The organism is Mesorhizobium sp. WSM4850, assembly GCF_055811735.1.
The window spans coordinates 1-18,757 of sequence record NZ_JBVVPV010000037.1 but is presented as its reverse complement, the minus strand read 5'-3'; the positions used below and the strand labels follow the sequence as shown (position 1 = coordinate 18,757).

Genomic DNA, 18,757 nt, shown 5'->3' with positions numbered 1-18,757 from the left:
TGACGCCACAGAAATGCGGCTGATACAATCACGGGTTGAGTATGCGGGCAGGCTATTCGCCGGGGTCGAATTCACCCTTGAGCAGGATTGTCTCCACCGGTCCAAGCGGATTGATGATCCGGCTCTCCAGGACTTCGACAAGCTTGCGTCCGACAGCCGCCATATCGACGGAATGAACTTCGATCTTTGCCGGCAGGAAGCGTGCCAGCCGTGTGCTGTCACGCGTGACGATGTGGACGTCGCTCCCCGGCGCAAGACCTCTTTTGCCAAGAGCGTGCAGCGCCCCCAGAAGGCCGAGTTCGTTGGCGCATGCCAAGCCTGTCGGCGGATCTGAACAAGCCAGCAAGCGATCGAACCAGGCTGCGCTCGATTCCATGGTGAACATGCCATGACCGATCAGCGCTTGGTCGATCGGAATGCCGGCCTCGGCCATTGCCCTTGCATAGCCGGAAAGACGCATGGCACTCGCCTGATCCTCTGGAACCAGAAGTTGCAGTGCAATGCGTCGACAGCCTTTGTCCATGAGCCGTCGGGTTGCCTCGTAGGCAATCTGTTCATTGTCGACATCGACATAAGGATAGGCGGTGTCCAGGTCGGTTCTTCCAAACGCGACGAATGGCATGCGTTGATCCAGCAGCAGCTTGACGCGCGGATCACCCGACACCAGGCGCGTGATGATCAATCCGTCCGTGCTGCGCGCCTGAAGCTGCCGCTGCACACTCTCGACGGGATCGTCGTCGGGCGTGGTGGAATAGATGGACAGACTATAACCAGCTTTTCGCGCCGCCAGCGTCATGCCTTCGATCAAAGGCAGCTTCAACAGATCGGACAGATGGTCTCGGGTCTCCATCGGCAGCACTGCCGTCAGCGTCAGCGTTCGACCGGTTTTTAGCGCACGGCCATGATGATTTGGCAGATAGCCGACCCGCTTGGCCGCCTCCTTGACGCGGGCTATGGTCGAGGGCTGCACTTCCGGCCCATCCTTCAGAGCGCGGGACACCGTGGTCACCGAGAGGGAAAGTTCCGCCGCGATCTGCTTTAGATTGGCCATTGTTCGCCCGACTTCATTTGCGAAAGCGCCGGCTGACTTGCTGACCGCCATAACGTTACCGGATTCGACATCCCGGTCAATCCGAACCCCCGTCGCAAGCAGCTTGACTCCTGCGTATCCAGATGCAATCGTAACGTTACGATTACAAATAAATAGCCATTTCAGGCAATATTTGATCAAGTTGGGGAGGAGAACCTATGTCCTGGCTGCGCATTTCCTTAACAGCATTCACCATCTCGGCTGCCTTGCCCGTCCATGCGCAAACACTCACTATCACGACCGCAGGCGGCGATTATGGCAACGCCATGAAAGAGGCCATGTGGGGCCCTGCTGCACAAGAGCTTGGCCATGATGTTCGCGAGGAGACGCTGAGCGACGGCCTGGCCGCCTTGAAGATGCAGGTCACCTCGGGGGCAGTTGCGACCGACATTATCCACCTCGGCTCGCCGGAAGGCGCCCAGGCCGCCGCTCAGTCGCTGCTGGAGCCGCTCGACTACGAGATCATCGATGCCAAATCCGTGCCGGAGGGTGCCGCGTCCGACTACTGCTATCCGTTCGATTCCTATGGCACTGTCCTGTCGTGGAACACCAAGACCTATGGGGACAACCCGCCGAAGACCTGGGCCGAGTTCTGGGACGTTGCCAAATTCCCGGGCCGCCGCGCGTTGCGCGCCAATGCGCAGGACTCGATCGAGATCGCGCTTCTCTCCGATGGCGTGGCGCCGGCGGACGTCTATTCCGTGCTCGGCACGCCGGAAGGGCTGGAGCGCGCCATCAAGCGGCTTGAAGCGATCAAACCGGATGTCGCCGTGTGGTGGACCTCGGGAGCCCAGTCCGCGCAGCTGCTGAAGGATGGTGAGGCGGATCTGGTCGTTACCTGGAACGGACGCGCAGAGACTGTTAAAAAAGATGGCGGCGCGGCTGACTACACGTTCAAGGGTTCGGTCATCGGCACGGACTGCCTTGGGGTGCCGAAGGGCGCGCCGAACAAGGAAGCCGCCATGAAGCTCATCGCAGCGATGACGCAGCCGGCGCGTGTTGCGAAGCTGACCGATTTCATCGCCTATGGCCCGGTCAATCCTGCGGCCTATGAGGGTGGCCTGATTCCCGAGGACCGTCTGAAGACGCTTGCGACGGCGCCTGAAAATGCCGGCACTTCGGTGTTTTCCAATTCGGAATGGTGGGTCAAGAACGGCGAGGCTGCCCAACAGGCCTTCGATGAGATGATGGCCCGCTGAGTCTCGGCTAACAAGGCTGGAGCAGATGATGAAGTCGCTCCCGATCACCATCGACAGCGTCAGCAAGGCTTACGGGTCCTACGTCGCACTGGATGATGTTTCGCTCGACATTCAAGCTGGCGAGTTCCTCACGCTGCTGGGGCCATCGGGATCGGGCAAGACCACGCTGCTCATGGCTCTGGCCGGTTTTGTCCGGCCGGATTCCGGCAAGCTGTTGTTGAGCGATCGCGACATCACCCGTCTGGCGCCCAACAAACGCGACATCGGCATCGTATTCCAGAATTACGCCTTGTTTCCCCACATGAACGTCCTGGCGAATGTCGCGTATCCGCTGGCGCTGCGCAAGACGCCGAGAGCGGAGGCGCGCCAGCGGGCGCTTGCCACCCTGGCCCGCGTCAAGCTGGATGGCCTGGCGGAGCGCAATGTTGCCGCACTGTCCGGCGGCCAGCGTCAACGGGTGGCATTGGCGCGGGCAATCGTCTTCGAACCGCGCGTGATGCTGATGGACGAGCCGCTGTCGGCGCTCGACAAGAATCTGCGCGAAACCATGCAGTATGAGATCCGGCGTCTGCACGATGACCTGGGCATCACCACAATCTACGTGACACACGACCAGCGCGAAGCGCTGATCATGTCCGACCGGATTGCGGTGATGAATTCTGGCCGCATCCAGCAGATCGATACGCCGCAGCGGATCTATGATCGTCCATCGACCCGCTTCGTCGCCGAGTTCATGGGCGAGGCCAACATCGTGCCGCCGGGCTCGGTGCGCAGGATCGATGGCGCCGAAGCGGCGCGCGAAACCCTGATGATACGCGCCGAAAGCTTCCATCTTGATGCCAAGCTCGCCGGGGCAGACGCAGTGGCTCTCGAAGGAATACTGCGCGCCAAGGCGTTCCGCGGCGAGAACTGGCTTTTGACGCTGGCGCTTGACGGTGGCCAGGAGGTTCTTGTCTGCATTCCGGCAGCGCTGGCCGGCGGCTGCGCCGAGCTTGCCGCCGGTCAGCGGATGATCGCCTATGCACCAGCAGCGAAGGTTCACGCCATACCGGGAGCGCTGGCGTGACCGCCACCGTGGATCCAGCGCTGCTGGCGGATGCGCGCCGCGAGCGGCGGTTTTTTCTTTCGCTTTCGCTGCCGGCGCTGTTCATCGTTGGACTGGCGGCGATACTGCCCATCCTTTGGATCATCCGGCAATCTTTCCTGACCACAGGCGGTGAGTACACTGTCGGCAACTACGCCAAAGTGCTGTCGAGCGGACTGACATGGTCGGCGCTCGTCACCACCCTCGAACTGTCCCTCGGCACGCTGGCGATCTGCATTCTTCTGGGCATCCCGCTGGCACTCGCCTTGGCCAGCGCCAGACCAAGGGTGGCCAACGTGCTGATGGCCTTCGTCATGCTGCCATTGTGGACCGCCATCCTGGTGCGCACCTATGGCTGGCTCGTGCTCTTGCGGCGTGATGGCCTGATCAACGCGGCCTTGACTGGTTCGGGCCTGACGGCGGAGCCTTTGCCGCTGGTCTACAACTTCACCGGGACGCTGATCGGCATGGTTCACTACATGCTGCCGATCTTTCTGCTGCCGGTTTATGCCGCGATGCGCGATATCGACCCAAACCTCGTTCGCGCGGCAGCGAGCATGGGAGCCACGCTCGGGCAGGTCATCCGCACCGTCATCATGCCGCTTTCGGCCGGCGGCATCTTCTCGGGTTCGGTCATCGTCCTCATCTATTCCATCGGTTTTTTCATCACGCCGGCGGTGCTTGGCGGCGGCAAGGTAAATCCTCTCTCCACCCGGATCGAGCGTGCGCTATCGACCTTTCAGGATTGGGGGTCGGCGAGCGTCCTGGGCATTCTGCTCCTCGTTCTGATGGCGCTGATCGGTGTGATGCTGCTGGCGGCACGCCGCCTGCTGGCCCTGAACTCGATGGCAGCCTCCCATGCTTGAAGCCTATCCGCAAAACCGGCTCGCCCGCATTGTCCTCTGGAGCTTTGCTGCTCTGGTCATGGCATTTCTGATGTTGCCGACGCTCGTGGTGGTGCCGCTTTCGTTTTCGGCATCGAACCTCCTCGAGTTTCCACCGCACGCCTACTCGTTGCGCTGGTACGAGAACTTCTTCGGCTCAGCGACGTGGATGGCAGCACTCAGGACCAGCCTGATCCTTGGGACATTGACGGCGCTGATCGCGGTGCCTTTTGCGCTGCTCGCCTGCATCTCGATGAATCGGCTGGGCGGCAAGACCGCAGCTTCCATCCAGGGCGTCCTGCTCACCCCCTCGGTCACCCCGGGAATCCTGCTGGCGATCGGCCTGTTCTTTGTGCTGGCGGCGCAACGCCTGGTCGGAACGCTGTTCGGTGTGCTGGTCGGACATGTGGTGCTGGCCGTACCGGTGGCGTGCATCGTGTTGCTGCCCGCGCTGGCTCGCTTCGACTGGAACCAGGTTCAGGCGGCGCGCAGCCTCGGCGCGGACTGGGCCAGGGCAATTGGCGGAATAATCGTTCCGCAACTTCGGCTCAGCCTGTTGTCGGCGACACTGATGGCGTTCCTGACGTCGCTCGACGAGTCCGTGATTTCGATCTTCGTGGCAAGTGGTCGCAACAGCACGATGCCGAAGCTCATGTTCATCTCGCTGCGCGATCAGATCGATCCGACCATTGCGGCGATCTCGACATTGTGGACCGCCATTGTTGTGGTCGTCGTCGTGATCGTGGCCCTTCGCCAAAAATCCTGACCGAGCCAAAAATCCTGACCGAGTTGGAAGCATGCCCCAAAATCATCACGCGGCCGGTGCTCCGGCGGATCAATCGACTGACATTCCTCAGGTAGGCTTGGCCATCATCACCGGGTCGGCAAACTGGGGGCTTGCCTTCCCGGAAGATATCGGAGTCGAGGGCGTGCGCACGCTGCGGCGCGACATCAGTTTTGAAACGCCTTTCGGTCGTTCCGACAACTGGAAGTTGCTCGAGTTCGATGCCTCGATTTCAGCCGAAGGCAGAGCAAAGCGGGCGTTGTGCATGTATTCGCACGGCAATCCCCGCGACCATATCGACCATTCCTGCCATCGCCGCGCGTTCTGGGTGTTGATGCAAGCGGGGGTGCGGCAAGTCCTCGCCTGCTCGACCGTTGGCGCCGTCAACAAGGCGATCCAGCCCGGCGACATGGTGGTGCCCGCCGATATCATCGAACTGACGCAGACCCCGTTTTCACTGCTTCCGGACCGCCAGAGTTTTGACTGTTCGGGCAAGCAGATCGTATGTCCAAGATGTGCGGCGGTTCTGGCCGAGACGGCCCGCCGCCATTGGCCGGCCGAATGCCGCGTGCATGGCATCGAACAGCAACTGGTGGCTGCCCATTGTTATGGGCCGCGGCTGACAACCCCGGCCGAAGCCTTGGCCTATCGCGGCATGGGGGCGGACGTGCTCAATCATTCCATCGCCCCTGAGGCGACCTTGGCGCGCGAGATCGGCGCCTGCTTCGTGCCCTGTGCGTTCGTCACCGCAGGTTTCAACGACTATATGGACCGCAACCGCCAGAAATTGCTGCAGGAGGACGTGCTGCCCAATCTGTCCATGACAGCCTCGCTTGTCGCGCTGGAGACCGCCGCGCGACTTCCGGCCAATCCGCAATGCTCTTGCCAGGGTCTGAAGTCGCCTCAACCGGAAGAGCGTTCCAGCCGGTTCTGAGCTTTCAGGAGCGGAGTGCGGGTTCCGGCGGGATCTTAGCCAGGCAGGCTGAAAATGCCGTCGATCGCCGGGTCGCCGTCGAAGGGCTAAGCGAACGGGTCTCCGCCGTTTACAGGGAATCTACAGCGAATCTACGTGTTTTTGAGTACGACGAAGGGGCGAAAAAGGTCAGTTTGATTATAAAATTCAGTTAGTTAGAGTTTCCGATGCCGGTTTTTCATAGCAGGGAATGGCAACAAGCAATCAATTCGGCGAAACCCGCCGGGTTTCCCGCAAACCGAAATTCTATCGGAAAACGAGAGTTTCAAACCTCTCTCGCAGCACCAGACTATCCCGTTGATTGGGAACAATATCTGGTTTTCTCGGTCTTTTTGCCGCCCTGTCTGGTGCACAGAGATGGTACACATGAGCTTAAGAATGCCCGGACCTTGGCAGCATAAGAAGACTGGCGTCTAATACCTTCGGCAACGCGCGCACTTCCGATTTGAAGATGATTCCACTGGACTGAAGGCAATCCCGTCGGCGGATTCATAAGAGCGGTGAAAGCGGGAGCAATCGTCAAGGTCAAGCGCCTGGAGGCTCTGGAAGAACGAGAACGCTTAAGAAACCGGCCGTCGCAGTTATGAACTGTGCGCAGAGAGCCGGGGAGGCTGCATTAGCCCAAGTGCGAATGGCACCTGGCGAGAAATCGTCGCATTGCTCTTTTTTTGGTCGGCCAATCGACGGTGGGAAATGTTTTTGCTGTGAAAAACAGGGTTGGAGTTCTCTACGAAACTGTCGATCACCATTTTGATAGAAAATGAAAATAGCTGTGATCTCGATTATCGGCTCCGGCTACACCCAATTCCTGCCGGCGCATCTCAGTGTGTTCGGAGCCGGCATCCTGACTTTCATGTTCGTGACGAAACGGGTGGACCTTAATGAGTTTTGCATCGGGACTGTCAGCCTATGCGCGGTGATCTGGTGGACCTTGGGCGCGCCGGTTGCTGTCACCTGCTTGCTTGGCGCAACGGTTATCGCCGTTTCGAAGATCCCGGCCGCTATTCGCTACCTGATCCACATCCCGGTCGGGGTCAGATTCGTGAAGCTGTCCGATCGATTGCTCCCCGGCACACCGTTGCTGGCGATCATCGTTGGCCTGGTGGCGTCTTTCGCTGCAGCATATGCACTATGGCATCTGGCCGAGAAGCCAGCGCAGAGAGCGTCGAGGCTGATCGCTTACGGCAGCAAGACGCGCATGGCTTACGTTACCGCGTCCTGATAATAATTGCCGTCGATCATGGTGAACGTCACAGGAATCATTGCGGTCATCGCGAGGTTCGCCCCCGCCCTGAGATTGAAAAACCCGGCACCTGCAGCCGGTGCCGCCGAATGCGTCAACGTGACATTGCCGTTCATGTCGACCAGCGTGAGCTTGCCGGTAACCGTCGCGTCCTGCCCGCCGACCCAGCCCGATACCGTCGCGGCGACCTACGCCGTGAACCTCGATTCGAAGCCCTGCACGTAGGCCGGGGGCGTTTCCTATGCTACCCGACGCATTCCTGAGCGACCGGGCTGGACCTCCAGCGGCCGCGTTGCGGCCCATTTATGTGACAGCGCCGCAGGTCTTTCTGCAGCCGCAGCTCTATTCCCTCGGACTCCGCGCCACCAGCCGCGCCACGCGCGGTCCGACCAGCAGCACGACGAGGAAGCGGGCCGATTGCAGCACCATAACGAAGGCGACATGCTGTGCGGCGGCGGCGACGATGGCGAGTCCATGCCGCCGGGGCTGGTCGCCAGATAGGCGGTCAGCGGATCGAGCACATGGCTGATCGTGATGCCGAGGCCGCCGCAGAAGGCGATGAGGATGATGATCGAGCCGACGATCTGCGGCAGCGCACGCGTCGCCAGCGATCCTTCGCGCCCCCCTCTGTCCTGCCGGACATTATCCCAAGGTCTGCGCCGCTTCGCTTCGCTCCTTGCTTCGCCTTGGGATGACGACCTACGGCAATCCGCCGACGCGCTTGCCAACGCGCCTGCTTGTCCCGGCGATTGTCAGCCCCAACGCCATGCCGGCGCAGTCGGCAACCCAGTCGAACCCATCCAGGTCGCGCCCGATGAGTTGCGCGCCCTGAAGCACCTCGATCGCCGCGCCGGTAAAGGCGAGGAGGACAATCAGCCTTGTCCTGTGTTCCGGCCAGCCGAGGCTTCCCAGGGCCGCCAGCACCGCGAAGGCGATGGCGTGCTGCAGCTTGTCGTCGTAAAGCGTGACGGCCGTGCCGAGTTCCGGCAAGAACCGCGCCGGCAGAAGCGTGAGCAGGAGAACGCCGGCCAACGTGATCGGAAAAACGATCCTTGCCAGCATCGGAAAAGAATCTAGGCGCAACAAGGTAGGGTCAGTCCTTCATCTGAGAAGCCTGCATGGGCGAGGTGGATTTGCCAATGATCGCATCAGCGCATGGGAATTTCAAATCCAGAACCACAAGTCTGTGTTGTAAGAAAGGCCGCCGTCGCTCTTATCGCTGAAAACGACCCCATGCCTGCGAGGGGCTTTGGGTTTTCCCATAAAAAAGCCCACTAACATGAAGAAGCCATTAAAGATGCCGGTGGGCTGACGGCAACGCAACAGGCCAGGTAACGAGAAGAACCTGGCCAGGTCGCCGGTGCGGACATCAGTTTTGCGTCACCGAAACGCCGGCCAGCCGGGCGAGCGCAACCCTGTCGTCGGGCGTCAGATCAGCAAGGCGGTCGTCGCCCGAAGCCAGCCAATTCGGGTTTTTCGCCGACAGATCAGTGCCTTCGGCGCCTGTGGTTTCACTGTCACCGGCCTGCGCGGCCGACGCAGCGCCTAGCATTTCGGCAGCGCGCCTCGGGTCCTTGGCGAGCATCGCCTGGGCGAGCGCCTTTGCCGTGCTGCTGCGCCAGCCGGTTTCGGCCAGCTGCCGGGCCACCGGGTTGCCCATCTTGGCGATGAAGTCGAACCCGCTCTGCCTGATCGCCTCGAACGTCGCGGTGTCGTCCGGGTCGCTCTGCGCGATAGCATTGAGCTCCGCAGCCTGCGCCTTGGACCATTCGGCCTGCTCATAGTTCTGGCGGCGCGCATATTGCTGTGCGGCCATGCGGGCCGACCCGGCCAATCTCATCGCTTCTTTTTGCCTGATGAAGCTGGCGCGTTCACTTTCCGGCATTTTTGGCACGGTGCTGTCGAAGATCTTGTCGAACAGGCCGGGCTTGACGACACCGTTGCGTGCCTGGCCATACATGGCGTCGTGCAGGCCGCGGCCGTCGGCCGGCGCATTCTGGATCGCTTCTTTCTCGGCCTGGGCGATCTGTCCGTTCAGCTCGCGGCCGATGACCTCGGCGTCGAACGCGTCCTGCTGCTGCTTCTGCTGCCGGAAACGCTCGGCGACGGCCGCGAGCTCGTCGCCAAAGCCCTGCATCGCGGCGCCGACCGGCGAGCTGTCGGGATAGGAAACCACGCTGCCGCTGTCGAGCCGGCGCTGAGCGAGCTGGAGGGGGATGGTCGCCATCAGTAAAGCCCTCCGACCGGCGCCGGCGGAAAGGCGCGGTTGCCGCACGTCACCGCTCTGCTCGGGTCGTACAGCCCGAAAAAGGCCGGACACGAGATTGCCGCCGGCCCTGAAGATCGAGGCAGCCGCCGCCTGCCTGCCGGAAAAGCGCGAGATGGCGGCCTGCGTGGTCAAATTGTTCTGGCGCAGCTGCGAGCCGTACTGGATCGCCTTGATGTCGAGCTGACCCTGCCTTGCATTGGCGGCGAGCACCTCGCTCAGTGAGCCTGACAGGGCGACGCCCGAGGCGCCGGCCCGGGCGCGCGCCTGCGACAGCGACAGATCCTGCTTGTGGCGTTCCTGGCCCTGCTCGAAGGCCGCGGCTTGCGCGTCGGCCCGCGCCTGCTGCTCGTAGGCTCTGGCCTGGTAGTCGGTCATCTGCCGCGACTGCTGGCCTTCGATCAGCGCGCCGCCGACCGAGAGAGCCGTGCCGATAAGGGCAAGTGTGCACATGGTCAGCCGCGGCCTCGGCCACGCAGCGAATATCGACCCGCGATGCCTCCGACCGGCGCGCCAAGCGGCGTCGCGGGTCGAGCGCGCCGCCGGGGCTGAGCAGCGACAATAGCAGTCTGTCGGCCTGGATCGCTGCCGCGCTGAGACGAGCCGGAGCTGTCGCTCGCCGCCCGGTCACGGCGGCGCGCCGGACGGCGGTCGGGTTGATTTTCAGGTTGGCGACGCCGGCGGCGTCGAGCTGGCTGTTGACGGTGGCGACGGCACCGCGCAAGGCATCGGCGTCGAACAATTGCTGGCGCAGCTGCTCGACCAGCCAGTGGGCCATACGCCAGCGCTCGTCGAGGGAAGCGGCGTTTGCCCTGATCTCGTCGGCAAGTGCTGCGATGTCGACGCAGTCGCTTTGCGCGGCGGCACGGCGCTCGTTCGCCGCCTCACGGGTTTTTTCCAGCAGCGCAACGACGGCGTTGGCCTCGGAGAGCGCAATGTGCGCCGCCGCCAGGTCGCCACGGCCGAACATCGCACGACCCTTGGCCTTTTCCAGTTCCAGTTTGCGGGCGGGGATTGCAGGTGGGGAAAGGTCGCGTTCCGTGGCCCATCCCCCTCTGTCCTGCCGGACATCTCCCCCCTCAAGGGGGGAGATTGGCAGTTCAGGCGTGGCGGCTATTCCTGCAACGTTTGGTGGTTGGCGAAAGCGACGGTGACATCCAATCTCCCCCCTTGAGGGGGAGATGTCCGGCAGGACAGAGGGGGTCGTCTCGCGTGAAGCGCCGGCATCCTCTGACCGCGAGGGAATGCGGCGCCAGGACCTGTGGCGTGCGCCACCTGATGATATGCAGTTCCACAACATCGCCGCGCAACGCGGCGATGACATCCTGCGGCGTCAGCCGAAGTGTGCGCTCGTCGGCCGCCCGCGCGACTTGGCAAAGGCGCTTGCTGGCAACCTTTCGGCAGCTCTCGCCATTGCCAAACCGCGCTCAAGCGCATTCTCGAGGCTCGTCGTGTAGTAGGCGGTGTTTTCCAGGCCGCTGAAGAAGTTGATGCGGTGAAGTTCGCCCTTTTTGCTTATAACAATGCCGGCTTTTCGAAGCACATCCTGAACTGCCTTGTAGGTCATATTCATGCTTACCCTCCCTTGCAAAGACATGGCAGCATCGCCCGCTTGTGTAACCGTTTGGTGGCGGCGATTGATCAATGTGCAACAACAACAATTCTGGGGCAGCACGGCGCGTGAATTGGGATTAGCCACATCGGCCGACCTGGCGTCCAGAAGGGCGGGACTCTGACGCCCCACGGGCAGCGGCGATCTGCTGCGCCTTGGCCTGTTCGGCCATGTAGCCGACGAAGCGGTCGTGATAGGCCTGCGCCACCTTCGGCGTGGCGCCGGCCTCGACCGCCCACGCCTTGGACGCGTTGGCGAGTTCGTCCGAATAGGCGAAGTTTTCGGGGAGCCCGTCGGGGCGCCTGTACTCGACCTTGTCGGGCGATGTCAGCGGGCGCATCGCCTCAGGCAGCCGGGCATGGAACCTGTCCCAGTCTTCCGCAGCTGCGTCCGCTGGCGGAATGCGCAGGCTTTCGCCCTGCTGCCGTTCCAGCTCGGCATAGGATGTGAGAACCCGGTCGAGGCTTTCAGGCTTGGTCCAGCCCTTGGTTTCAGCGAGCTTGCGGTTGCCTTCGGAAAGACCGTCAAACCAGCTCTTGCCGGCCGGCGGGGCGGACCCGTTGTCCCCGGCGGCCGGTGGCCCTGCAAGGTTGCCCGCCGGTGGCGACGCCACCACGGACCCGGCGTCTGCCAGATCTGTCATGAGAAAGATTCCTTCTTGTTGTTTGCAAATGGAAACGAGCACTGGCCAGTTCAGCCGGGCGTGTTATTGGATTGTTGAGGGATCGGCTGGACCCGGCGGAATCGTTCGGCCGCAGCCTGATTCTTTTCGACAGGACCTGGCCCTATCGTCTTGTTCGAGTACGATCTTTCAGAGTCGGAGGCACGCACCGTCAAGACGAAAGAAACCATGTCGCATTTCGTGACAAGCGGTTGCCGCGGTTCCGCCGCAATGCAACCGCACTTGGCGAACACTTGGCAAAACCAGCCAGTGTATTAGTTCATAGGCTTCAACGGAGTATCAGACGATGACCATGTACAAAGCCATTGCCGCCCTGCTTGTGACTGCCGCGCTGGCAGGATGTGCACAGACCGAAGGGCAGCAAAGAGCCACCACGGGGGCCCTGGTCGGCGGCGCTGGCGGCGCTCTCGTCGGTCAGGCCCTGGGCCGCGACACCAAGAGCACGGTTATCGGCGCAGCCAGCGGCGCCCTGCTGGGGGCGGTCGTCGGCAGCGCAACGACGCCACAGCGGCGCGGCGAACAGCTTTGCCGCTATCAGGACCGCTACGGCCGCATCTACACCGCCCGTTGCGACGACCGCTACTACCGCGGCGATTATTGAGACGTAGCCCCGGCGCTGGTCTTCCCTTCTCCCCTTGTGGGAGAAGGTGGCCGCCCACGGGTCTTGCCTCCGGCAAGCCCGAAGACAGGCTCCGCGGCCGGATGAGGGGTGTTCCAGGGAACACCAACGCCTGCCCCTTTCTCGCGTTGGCAATTGGCGAAGTCAGCGGCGACGGCCAATCTCCCCCCAAGTGGCAGGGCTGTCCGGGGAAAGTTTTGAGTGAATCGAAATGCCACATGTGCATGCCCCGTAAAACGGGGTTTGTCCGTCTTCTCTCTGGTTGTCGAGACTCAGAAAAGGAACGGGGCATGCGCTTTGCACCTAGCATCTTCGGGCAGCTTCTTGAACCCATCGATCGGCGTCAATTCCAAGCAATTGTGGATCGCCACGACGGGGATGCTTACGACAAATCGTTCAGAAGCTGGGACCATCTGGTGGCGCTGATCTATGCCCAGTTCTGCGGCAGCAGCGGCTTGCGTGGCCTGGAAGCCGGCTGGAACGCTAACAGCCAGCATCATTGTCACCTGGGCAGCGGTTCCTTGATGCGTTCGACCTTGTCGGATGCCAACAGACGGCGCCCGGTCGCCGTCTTTGCCGAGGCGTTCGGTCTGGTGGCGAACCTGCTCGACAGGCAAACGCGGCGCGAGGGCGAAGCCATGCTGCGGCTGATCGACTCGACCCCCATTCCGCTCGGCAAACTGTGCGATTGGGCCAAGTCGAACGGGCGCATCCGCGGCATGATGGTGCATGTCGTCTATGACCCGAAGACCGACTGTCCGCGCATCCTCGACATCACCGACGCCAACGTCAACGACGCTCAAGTCGGTCGCCAGATCACGATCGAAGCTGGAGCGACCTACGTGTTCGACAAGGGCTACTGCCATTATGGCTGGTGGACAGCGATCGCCGAAGCCGGATCGATCTTCGCGACGCGGCCCAAATCCAACATGGGGCTGGCGCTGGTGCGCGATCGCCCTATAGCCGAGCCGCAGGGCGACGGCTTCCTGGTTGTGGAAGACAGTGAGGTAAGCCAGGTCAGCAAAGGTCCTTGCAAGCTGCCGATGCGCCTGCGTCGCCTGCGCGTTCAGCGCCAAGCGGGCGACACCATCACGCTTTTGACCAACGATCTGGAGCGCTCCGCCGTCGAGATTGGACGGCTCTACAAAGGCCGCTGGCAAATCGAGCTTCTGTTCCGATGGATCAAGCAGCACCTCAAGATCCGCAAGTTCCTCGGCAACAACGGCAATGCAATCCGCCTGCAACTCTTTGCCGCAATGATCGCCTTTGCGCTGCTGCGCATTGTCGCGCGCACCCGCCGCGTCCCTATTTCTATCTTGAGGTTCACAGAACTGGTCGCTCAGTACTTGTTCGGGCGGCGGAAAATGCACACCATCACCAAGCCGCCACCGGGTCAATCCAAGCCGACCGAGAGACTGAGCCTCTCCCGATCAGATGGTCTTCATATATGAATAACTTTCCCCGGACAGCCCTGCCCAAGTGGGGGAGATGTCCGGCAGGACAGAGGTGGGGCGCCGTAGAGCGCGAACCTCAATTGCGACCGAGCATTGACCAATGCCTCACACGCCATTGCCTCCGCGAAATCGCGCAAATGCCAAGTCGATGCGCAAAGCCATGACCGACGCCGAACTGAGCTTTGGAACGAGCTTCGCGCGCATCGCCTGATGGGGCTTGGCTTCCGCCGACAATTTCCGATCGCCGGTTACATTGTAGACTTCGCTTGCCCGGACAAGAAGCTCGTCGTCGAAGTCGATGGTTCGCAGCATGCCGACGCCAATACAGGCGATGAGGCGAGGACAAAGCGTCTGGAACGGGATGGCTGGACCATGCTGCGCTTCTGGAACGACGACGTCATTCGCGACATCGACAATGTCTGCCAGCATATTGTGATCGAGGCAGGGCTCGCCGGTACGACTTGATACGCCGGCGGGACAGCGCCCAGGCCGCTGTCACGCCGGCCTATCCCGCCTTGGCCAACCCAAACCCACCAACAGGATGCGTTTCGACCTGGAACTCAAACCCGGCGATGATCGGCCGCGCCCTGGCAATCGCCGCCTGGACTTCCGGCAATTGCAGCGAAGCCTTGTGGCTGGCCTGGTCGGTCCATACCTCGGTCACCCAGATCGCGTCGGCATCGGCCGGATCGGTGGCGATGATGTAGCTCAGGCAGCCAGGCAAGGCGCCGGTGCTGGCAAGCAGGACGTCCATCATTGCGTCGCGCTGGCCGCGCGTCGCCCGCATCTTGCCGATCAGACCATACATTGCCGGTTTCTCCGTTGCTTGCTGCGACAAGTATGCAGGCCGCCGCTCACGGCATCAACTGGCCACCGTTCACCTCGATCATCTGGCCGGTGATGTAACCGCTCAACAGGGCGGACGAGAGGAACAGATAGGCGCCGACGCAATCCTCGGGCGTGCCGGCGCGGCCCTGCGGAATGGTGGCAACCATGGCCTGCATATGCTCCTCGGTCGAATAGCGCTCATGGAAAGGGGTCGCGATGGTGCCCGGCGCCACCGCGTTGACGCGGATGTTGAACCCGATCAGTTCCTTGGCCATGCCGCGGGTCACATTGGAGACGAAGGCCTTGGCCGAACCATAAAGGCCGGCGCCGCCGCCGGCGCCATTGCGTGCGGCGATCGACGAGGTGTTGACGATGAAGCCGCCCTGGCGCTTCAGCCATGGCATCGCCTTGCGTGATGCGGTCAGCACGGAGCGGGCGTTGAGGTCCATCACCGCGTCGTAATGCGCCTCGGTCAGTTCGGCATAAGGCACGCGGCCGAGCATGCCGCCGGCATTGTTGACCAGGCCATCGAGCCGGCCGAAGTGTTGCGCGCTGTCCTCGACGACGCGCTCGACATCGGCAGCGATCGAGAAATCGCCCTGGACCGGGAATACCTCGCCACCGCCGTTGCGGATGGTTTTGGCCAGGTTTTCGGCAGCCGCCCGACTTGAATTATAATGCAGCGCGACGCGGCATTTCTGCGCGGCGTAGGCCAGTGCAAGTGCCGCCCCGATGCCGGTCGAAGCGCCGGTGACCAGCACCGCCTTGCCGGCGAGGTCGGGGATGACCAAAGTGGGGGTGACAAGGGCGGAAGTGACAGGGGTGGTTGTGGTGGCTGGCACGGCTATTCCTCTGGGTTCTCCTGTTCTTCGTAGGGCCTCGCCGCCCTCATGTTCAAGTCCGTAGAGGTCAGGGCCGCAAATAGGCGTAGCCCTGGCGCTGCAATTCGGCGAGCTTGACGACGCCGCCGGTCTCGGCGGCATGGAAGCCGTCGAGCAGATCGGTGAGCGCAACGTCCATGCCCTGCATGGTGTTGGCGCAAGCATGCGGGGCCAGCCCGTCGCGAACCAGACCGGAAAAACGGCTGGAAATGGCAGCCGACGCGCTCTTCGACTTGAAGGCGGCGAGTGCCGGTCCGTGCACGACCAGCACGATGTCGACGTTGCCGCCGGTGCCCTCATAATGGTTCTTGATATTGCCCAGAACGAAGCCGACCTTGTCGAGGTCGCTGAGGTGATAGGCGACCTTCTGCCTTTCCTCTGCCACGGCCGCCGCCTTGACCTGGCGCAGCCCGAAGAGGCCAGCGGCCCCGGCAAGGCCGACACGGAAAATATCGCGGCGTCGCATCATGTCGTTCTCCAGCATGTCCGCGCAAATTGCGTGGCTTCGGCCTCGATCCTAGCATAAATTGACGTTACGTCGTGGTCGAGCGAAGAGGGGTCGGGCGAGGAGGGGCACATGATATCGAAGACCATTGTGGGGAAGACCATTGTGGGCGCCGGACTTGCTGTCGCCTTGCTGGCCGCTGTCGCCGGCACGGCCCTTGCCGACGATACGCCTGAGCTCACCGAACTCAGCCCGGACGGCAAGGATGCCTGTTTCGGGCGTATCTACGATGCCGCGCATCTCAAGGTGCACCCGAACCAGAAGGTGGGACGGATTTTCTTCTATTTTGGCGGGGATCCAGTCAGCCCTCCGAACGAGGAGCCGAGCAGTGGTCCATCCGGCTACAACGGTTTTTTGGCGACGACGGTGCGCGGCGCCAACAAGCCTGAATGGGTCGGCGGCTGGTGCGGCAAGGATGATCCGCAATCGGGCGAGATCCATTGCGGCATGGAATGCGACCGCACCATGGCCTTGCTGAACGTCGACGAAAAAGGCCGGCTGATCGTCTCCGGCGTGCATCGCAGCCTTTATCTCGATACCGGCGCCGAGGATGAACTTGGCGAAAAGGAGTTCGCCAGGCAGGCACTCGGCACGGAAGACGACGGCTTCCGGCTTGACCGCCATGCCGGCGCAGACCTGCAAGGCCGAATTCGCGCGCATCGATCCGGTCGATCCGGCGCTGGGAGCACCGTTGCGCGAGCGGCTGAAACCGGACCAGCCGTTCTGCTACGGGCGCGACTACGATGCCGCGCATCTCGGCTCGCATCCCGATCAGCTTACCCACACCATCCGGGTTTTCAGGGGCCCGATCGAACTGGCCGCCTTCGCCAAGGACGGCGAGACGGCAAGCTGGCCTGATGGCGCCGAGATAGTCGTTTCCGTCACGCGACACAATGCCGTAGAGGTCACGCAGAGCTACAGTTGTGACGGCGAAGCGGACCAGTGGCGCTGTGTGGCGAGCGCAAGGACGAGCGACTTTTCCTGCGACATCGCGGCAAGGGAGATTTATCTGCGCCGCGGCGCCAACGGCACGATGATGCTGGCCAATCCCAACAGCAGCCTGCCGATCGTCGACCTCTGCTCGAAGGCGACCGACGGCGAGACCGCATCCGACGACAAGGTCTATCGGCTGGAGCCGATGCCGCAGGCTGCCTGCGCGCCTTGATCGGATCCTCGGATCAGAATGGCGGCGGCAGCGATCCTTCGCGCCCCCCTCTGTCCTGCCCTCTTTGCCCCCACTTGGCATCTCCCCCACGTGGGGCCCACGAGGGGGGAGATTGGCGGCTTCAGCGTCCCGCCCACTCTTGCACCATCAGAGATTGGCGAAAGCCGGGAAGACGGCCGATCTCCCCCCAAGTGGGGGAGATGACATATTTTGGCAAAGGGAGGGCAGGACAGAGGGGGGCGCTGTCCCGCCGGCATAGAGGTTCTGCACCGGCTCGACGTTTTTGATGTCATGGCAGGGAAGCCGGCGTCTCTCAGGCCTCACGCGAACGGCACGGCCGTCGTGCCCCTGGGCAGTTTTGCCTCGTCATCGGGCTCGACATGGATGGTGACACGCACCGAGCGGTTTTCCGCCTTCAGCGCATCCTCGATGCGGTCGCAGATGACGTGGCTGGCGCCCACCGACATGTCGGCGTCGACGACCAGGTGGAACTCGATGAAGGTGGCGCGGCCGGCAATCCGCGTCTTCAGATCGTGGACCTCCAGCGCGCCCTTGCAATTGGCCGAGATGATGTCGCGGATGCGCATGTGCTCCTGCGTGTCGACGGCGCGGTCCATCAGACCGTTCATCGACGAGCCGATGACGTGCCAGCCCTGCCACAGGATGTTGAGCGCAACGATGACGGCAAGAGCGGGATCGAGGACTTGCCAGCCGGTCAGCACGGCGCCGACCAGGCCAATGAACACGCCGACCGAGGTCGCCACGTCGGTCATGATGTGCCTGCCGTCGGCGACCAGTGCCGGTGATTTTTCGGCACGGCCGGCACGGATCAGCGTCATGGCCCAGAAGGCGTTGATCACCGTGGCGACGCCGTTGATGGCGAGGCCGGTCCAGGGCTGTTCGAGCGGGACGGGATGCCGCAGGGACCACCACACTTCGTTGAGGATCAGAAGGGCTGCCAGCACGATCAGCACGCCTTCCAAAACAGCCGAGAAATACTCGGCCTTGTGGTGGCCGAACGGATGATCCTGGTCGGCCGGCTTGTGGCTGACCTGGATCGCCCAATAGGCGGCGGCAGAGGCAATGACGTTGACGATCGATTCCAGCGCGTCCGAATACAGCGCCACGGAGCCGGTGACGTACCAGGCCGCCAGCTTCAGGCCGAGCACGACGAAGGCGACGATGATCGACCAGAAGGCGAGGCTGGCGACCTTGCGCTTGCTGGTCGCCTTGATTTCGGCTGTTGTCATTGAGGAAGCCGCGTTCTTCGGCGCCCCCCTCTGTCCTGCCGGACATCTCCCCCACAAGGGGGGAGATGGGCTGTCATGGATGACGTCGTGCGAGATATTCGGGCTAGATCTGCAATGCTTGAGATTGGCGAAAGCCGAAATGAGAGACAATCTCCCCCCAAGTGGGGGAGATGTCCGGCAGGACAGAGGGGGGCGACGTAGGGCGCAAACCTCAACACGAAAACTCCTCGCCCTAAGC

Annotated in this window: 20 protein-coding genes and 3 pseudogenes; 12 read left to right on the top strand and 11 right to left on the bottom strand. The window is 62.4% G+C overall.

Annotation, left to right across the window (positions count from 1 at the left end; all coding sequences use genetic code 11):
- Window positions 1-52: 52 nt before the first annotated feature.
- The gene (locus tag AC0L2Z_RS26540) at window positions 53-1,231 is read right to left on the bottom strand and encodes a LacI family DNA-binding transcriptional regulator (RefSeq protein WP_287375501.1); all 1,179 of its coding nucleotides are present in this window, start codon (window positions 1,229-1,231) and stop codon (window positions 53-55) included.
- 17 nt (window positions 1,232-1,248) lie between these two features.
- On the opposite strand from AC0L2Z_RS26540, the gene AC0L2Z_RS26535 reads away from it, so the two are divergent.
- The 7 genes from AC0L2Z_RS26535 to AC0L2Z_RS26505 all read left to right on the top strand — a co-directional run bounded on the left by AC0L2Z_RS26535 (window position 1,249) and on the right by AC0L2Z_RS26505 (window position 7,482).
- Entirely contained in the window at window positions 1,249-2,289 is a 1,041-nt protein-coding gene (locus AC0L2Z_RS26535) for an ABC transporter substrate-binding protein (RefSeq protein ID WP_287375498.1), read from the top strand.
- A gap of 28 nt (window positions 2,290-2,317) precedes the next feature.
- On the top strand, window positions 2,318-3,355 hold the full coding sequence (locus AC0L2Z_RS26530; protein WP_473629741.1) for an ABC transporter ATP-binding protein: 1,038 nt from the start codon (window positions 2,318-2,320) through the stop codon (window positions 3,353-3,355).
- On the top strand, window positions 3,352-4,239 hold the full coding sequence (locus AC0L2Z_RS26525) for an ABC transporter permease (protein ID WP_473629714.1): 888 nt from the start codon (window positions 3,352-3,354) through the stop codon (window positions 4,237-4,239). Before AC0L2Z_RS26530 ends, AC0L2Z_RS26525 begins: the two co-directional genes overlap by 4 nt.
- Entirely contained in the window at window positions 4,232-5,023 is a 792-nt protein-coding gene (locus tag AC0L2Z_RS26520; protein ID WP_128248014.1) for an ABC transporter permease, read from the top strand. The genes AC0L2Z_RS26525 and AC0L2Z_RS26520 overlap by 8 nt, the downstream gene beginning before the upstream one ends.
- A gap of 97 nt (window positions 5,024-5,120) precedes the next feature.
- The gene (locus AC0L2Z_RS26515; protein ID WP_473629713.1) at window positions 5,121-5,975 is read left to right on the top strand and encodes a phosphorylase family protein; all 855 of its coding nucleotides are present in this window, start codon (window positions 5,121-5,123) and stop codon (window positions 5,973-5,975) included.
- Window positions 5,976-6,774: 799 nt separating this feature from the next.
- On the top strand, window positions 6,775-7,236 hold the full coding sequence (locus AC0L2Z_RS26510; RefSeq protein ID WP_473629712.1) for a hypothetical protein: 462 nt from the start codon (window positions 6,775-6,777) through the stop codon (window positions 7,234-7,236).
- A gap of 6 nt (window positions 7,237-7,242) precedes the next feature.
- Complete coding sequence (locus AC0L2Z_RS26505) at window positions 7,243-7,482, top strand: hypothetical protein (RefSeq protein WP_473629711.1); 240 nt, start codon at window positions 7,243-7,245, stop codon at window positions 7,480-7,482.
- Window positions 7,483-7,599: 117 nt separating this feature from the next.
- Here the strand turns inward: AC0L2Z_RS26505 and AC0L2Z_RS26500 are convergent.
- The 3 genes and pseudogenes from AC0L2Z_RS26500 to AC0L2Z_RS26490 all read right to left on the bottom strand — a co-directional run.
- Window positions 7,600-7,862: pseudogene (locus AC0L2Z_RS26500) on the bottom strand (AbrB family transcriptional regulator); the annotation flags it as partial.
- 94 nt (window positions 7,863-7,956) lie between these two features.
- The gene (locus AC0L2Z_RS26495; protein ID WP_023797892.1) at window positions 7,957-8,319 is read right to left on the bottom strand and encodes a VanZ family protein; all 363 of its coding nucleotides are present in this window, start codon (window positions 8,317-8,319) and stop codon (window positions 7,957-7,959) included.
- A gap of 307 nt (window positions 8,320-8,626) precedes the next feature.
- Window positions 8,627-9,976 (bottom strand): hypothetical protein, encoded by a 1,350-nt coding sequence (locus AC0L2Z_RS26490; protein WP_473629710.1) that lies wholly within the window; start codon window positions 9,974-9,976, stop codon window positions 8,627-8,629.
- A 289-nt stretch (window positions 9,977-10,265) separates the two neighbouring features.
- On the opposite strand from AC0L2Z_RS26490, the gene AC0L2Z_RS26485 reads away from it, so the two are divergent.
- A complete protein-coding gene (locus tag AC0L2Z_RS26485; RefSeq protein ID WP_473629709.1) occupies window positions 10,266-10,697 on the top strand; it encodes a hypothetical protein in 432 nt (143 codons plus the stop codon).
- A 159-nt stretch (window positions 10,698-10,856) separates the two neighbouring features.
- Here the strand turns inward: AC0L2Z_RS26485 and AC0L2Z_RS26480 are convergent, their stop codons facing one another.
- Together AC0L2Z_RS26480 and AC0L2Z_RS26475 are read right to left on the bottom strand one after the other, a co-directional pair.
- Window positions 10,857-11,090 carry a hypothetical protein gene (locus AC0L2Z_RS26480; RefSeq protein WP_198032787.1) on the bottom strand — a complete coding sequence of 78 codons (234 nt, stop codon included), beginning with the start codon at window positions 11,088-11,090 and terminating at the stop codon, window positions 10,857-10,859.
- Window positions 11,091-11,214: 124 nt separating this feature from the next.
- Window positions 11,215-11,778: a hypothetical protein gene (locus AC0L2Z_RS26475; RefSeq protein WP_287280480.1), complete on the bottom strand. Its 564-nt coding sequence runs from the start codon at window positions 11,776-11,778 to the stop codon at window positions 11,215-11,217.
- 325 nt (window positions 11,779-12,103) lie between these two features.
- Here AC0L2Z_RS26475 and AC0L2Z_RS26470 point away from each other — a divergent pair, with 325 nt between their 5' ends.
- The 3 genes and pseudogenes from AC0L2Z_RS26470 (at window position 12,104) to AC0L2Z_RS26460 (ending at window position 14,355) form a co-directional block, all read left to right on the top strand.
- Window positions 12,104-12,418, top strand: coding sequence for a YMGG-like glycine zipper-containing protein (locus tag AC0L2Z_RS26470; RefSeq protein ID WP_027154393.1), 315 nt, complete (start codon window positions 12,104-12,106; stop codon window positions 12,416-12,418).
- A gap of 308 nt (window positions 12,419-12,726) precedes the next feature.
- Window positions 12,727-13,855: pseudogene (locus AC0L2Z_RS26465) on the top strand (IS4 family transposase).
- A gap of 135 nt (window positions 13,856-13,990) precedes the next feature.
- Window positions 13,991-14,355: pseudogene (locus AC0L2Z_RS26460) on the top strand (endonuclease domain-containing protein).
- A 40-nt stretch (window positions 14,356-14,395) separates the two neighbouring features.
- On the opposite strand, the gene AC0L2Z_RS26455 reads toward AC0L2Z_RS26460, so the two are convergent.
- From AC0L2Z_RS26455 to AC0L2Z_RS26440, 4 genes are all read right to left on the bottom strand, one after another.
- The gene (locus AC0L2Z_RS26455; protein WP_023797886.1) at window positions 14,396-14,698 is read right to left on the bottom strand and encodes a putative quinol monooxygenase; all 303 of its coding nucleotides are present in this window, start codon (window positions 14,696-14,698) and stop codon (window positions 14,396-14,398) included.
- Window positions 14,699-14,744: 46 nt separating this feature from the next.
- Window positions 14,745-15,560, bottom strand: coding sequence for an SDR family NAD(P)-dependent oxidoreductase (locus AC0L2Z_RS26450; protein ID WP_036269456.1), 816 nt, complete (start codon window positions 15,558-15,560; stop codon window positions 14,745-14,747).
- Window positions 15,561-15,627: 67 nt separating this feature from the next.
- Window positions 15,628-16,065: a DsrE family protein gene (locus AC0L2Z_RS26445; protein WP_023797884.1), complete on the bottom strand. Its 438-nt coding sequence runs from the start codon at window positions 16,063-16,065 to the stop codon at window positions 15,628-15,630.
- A 51-nt stretch (window positions 16,066-16,116) separates the two neighbouring features.
- Window positions 16,117-16,728: a hypothetical protein gene (locus AC0L2Z_RS26440; protein WP_473629708.1), complete on the bottom strand. Its 612-nt coding sequence runs from the start codon at window positions 16,726-16,728 to the stop codon at window positions 16,117-16,119.
- Between AC0L2Z_RS26440 and AC0L2Z_RS26435 the strand changes: the two genes are divergently transcribed.
- Window positions 16,718-17,269 carry a hypothetical protein gene (locus AC0L2Z_RS26435; protein ID WP_473629707.1) on the top strand — a complete coding sequence of 184 codons (552 nt, stop codon included), beginning with the start codon at window positions 16,718-16,720 and terminating at the stop codon, window positions 17,267-17,269. The genes AC0L2Z_RS26440 and AC0L2Z_RS26435 overlap by 11 nt on opposite strands.
- Window positions 17,270-17,589: 320 nt before the next feature.
- Here the strand turns inward: AC0L2Z_RS26435 and AC0L2Z_RS26430 are convergent, their stop codons facing one another.
- A complete protein-coding gene (locus AC0L2Z_RS26430; protein WP_473629706.1) occupies window positions 17,590-18,519 on the bottom strand; it encodes a cation diffusion facilitator family transporter in 930 nt (309 codons plus the stop codon).
- Between the last annotated feature and the right edge of the window lie 238 nt (window positions 18,520-18,757).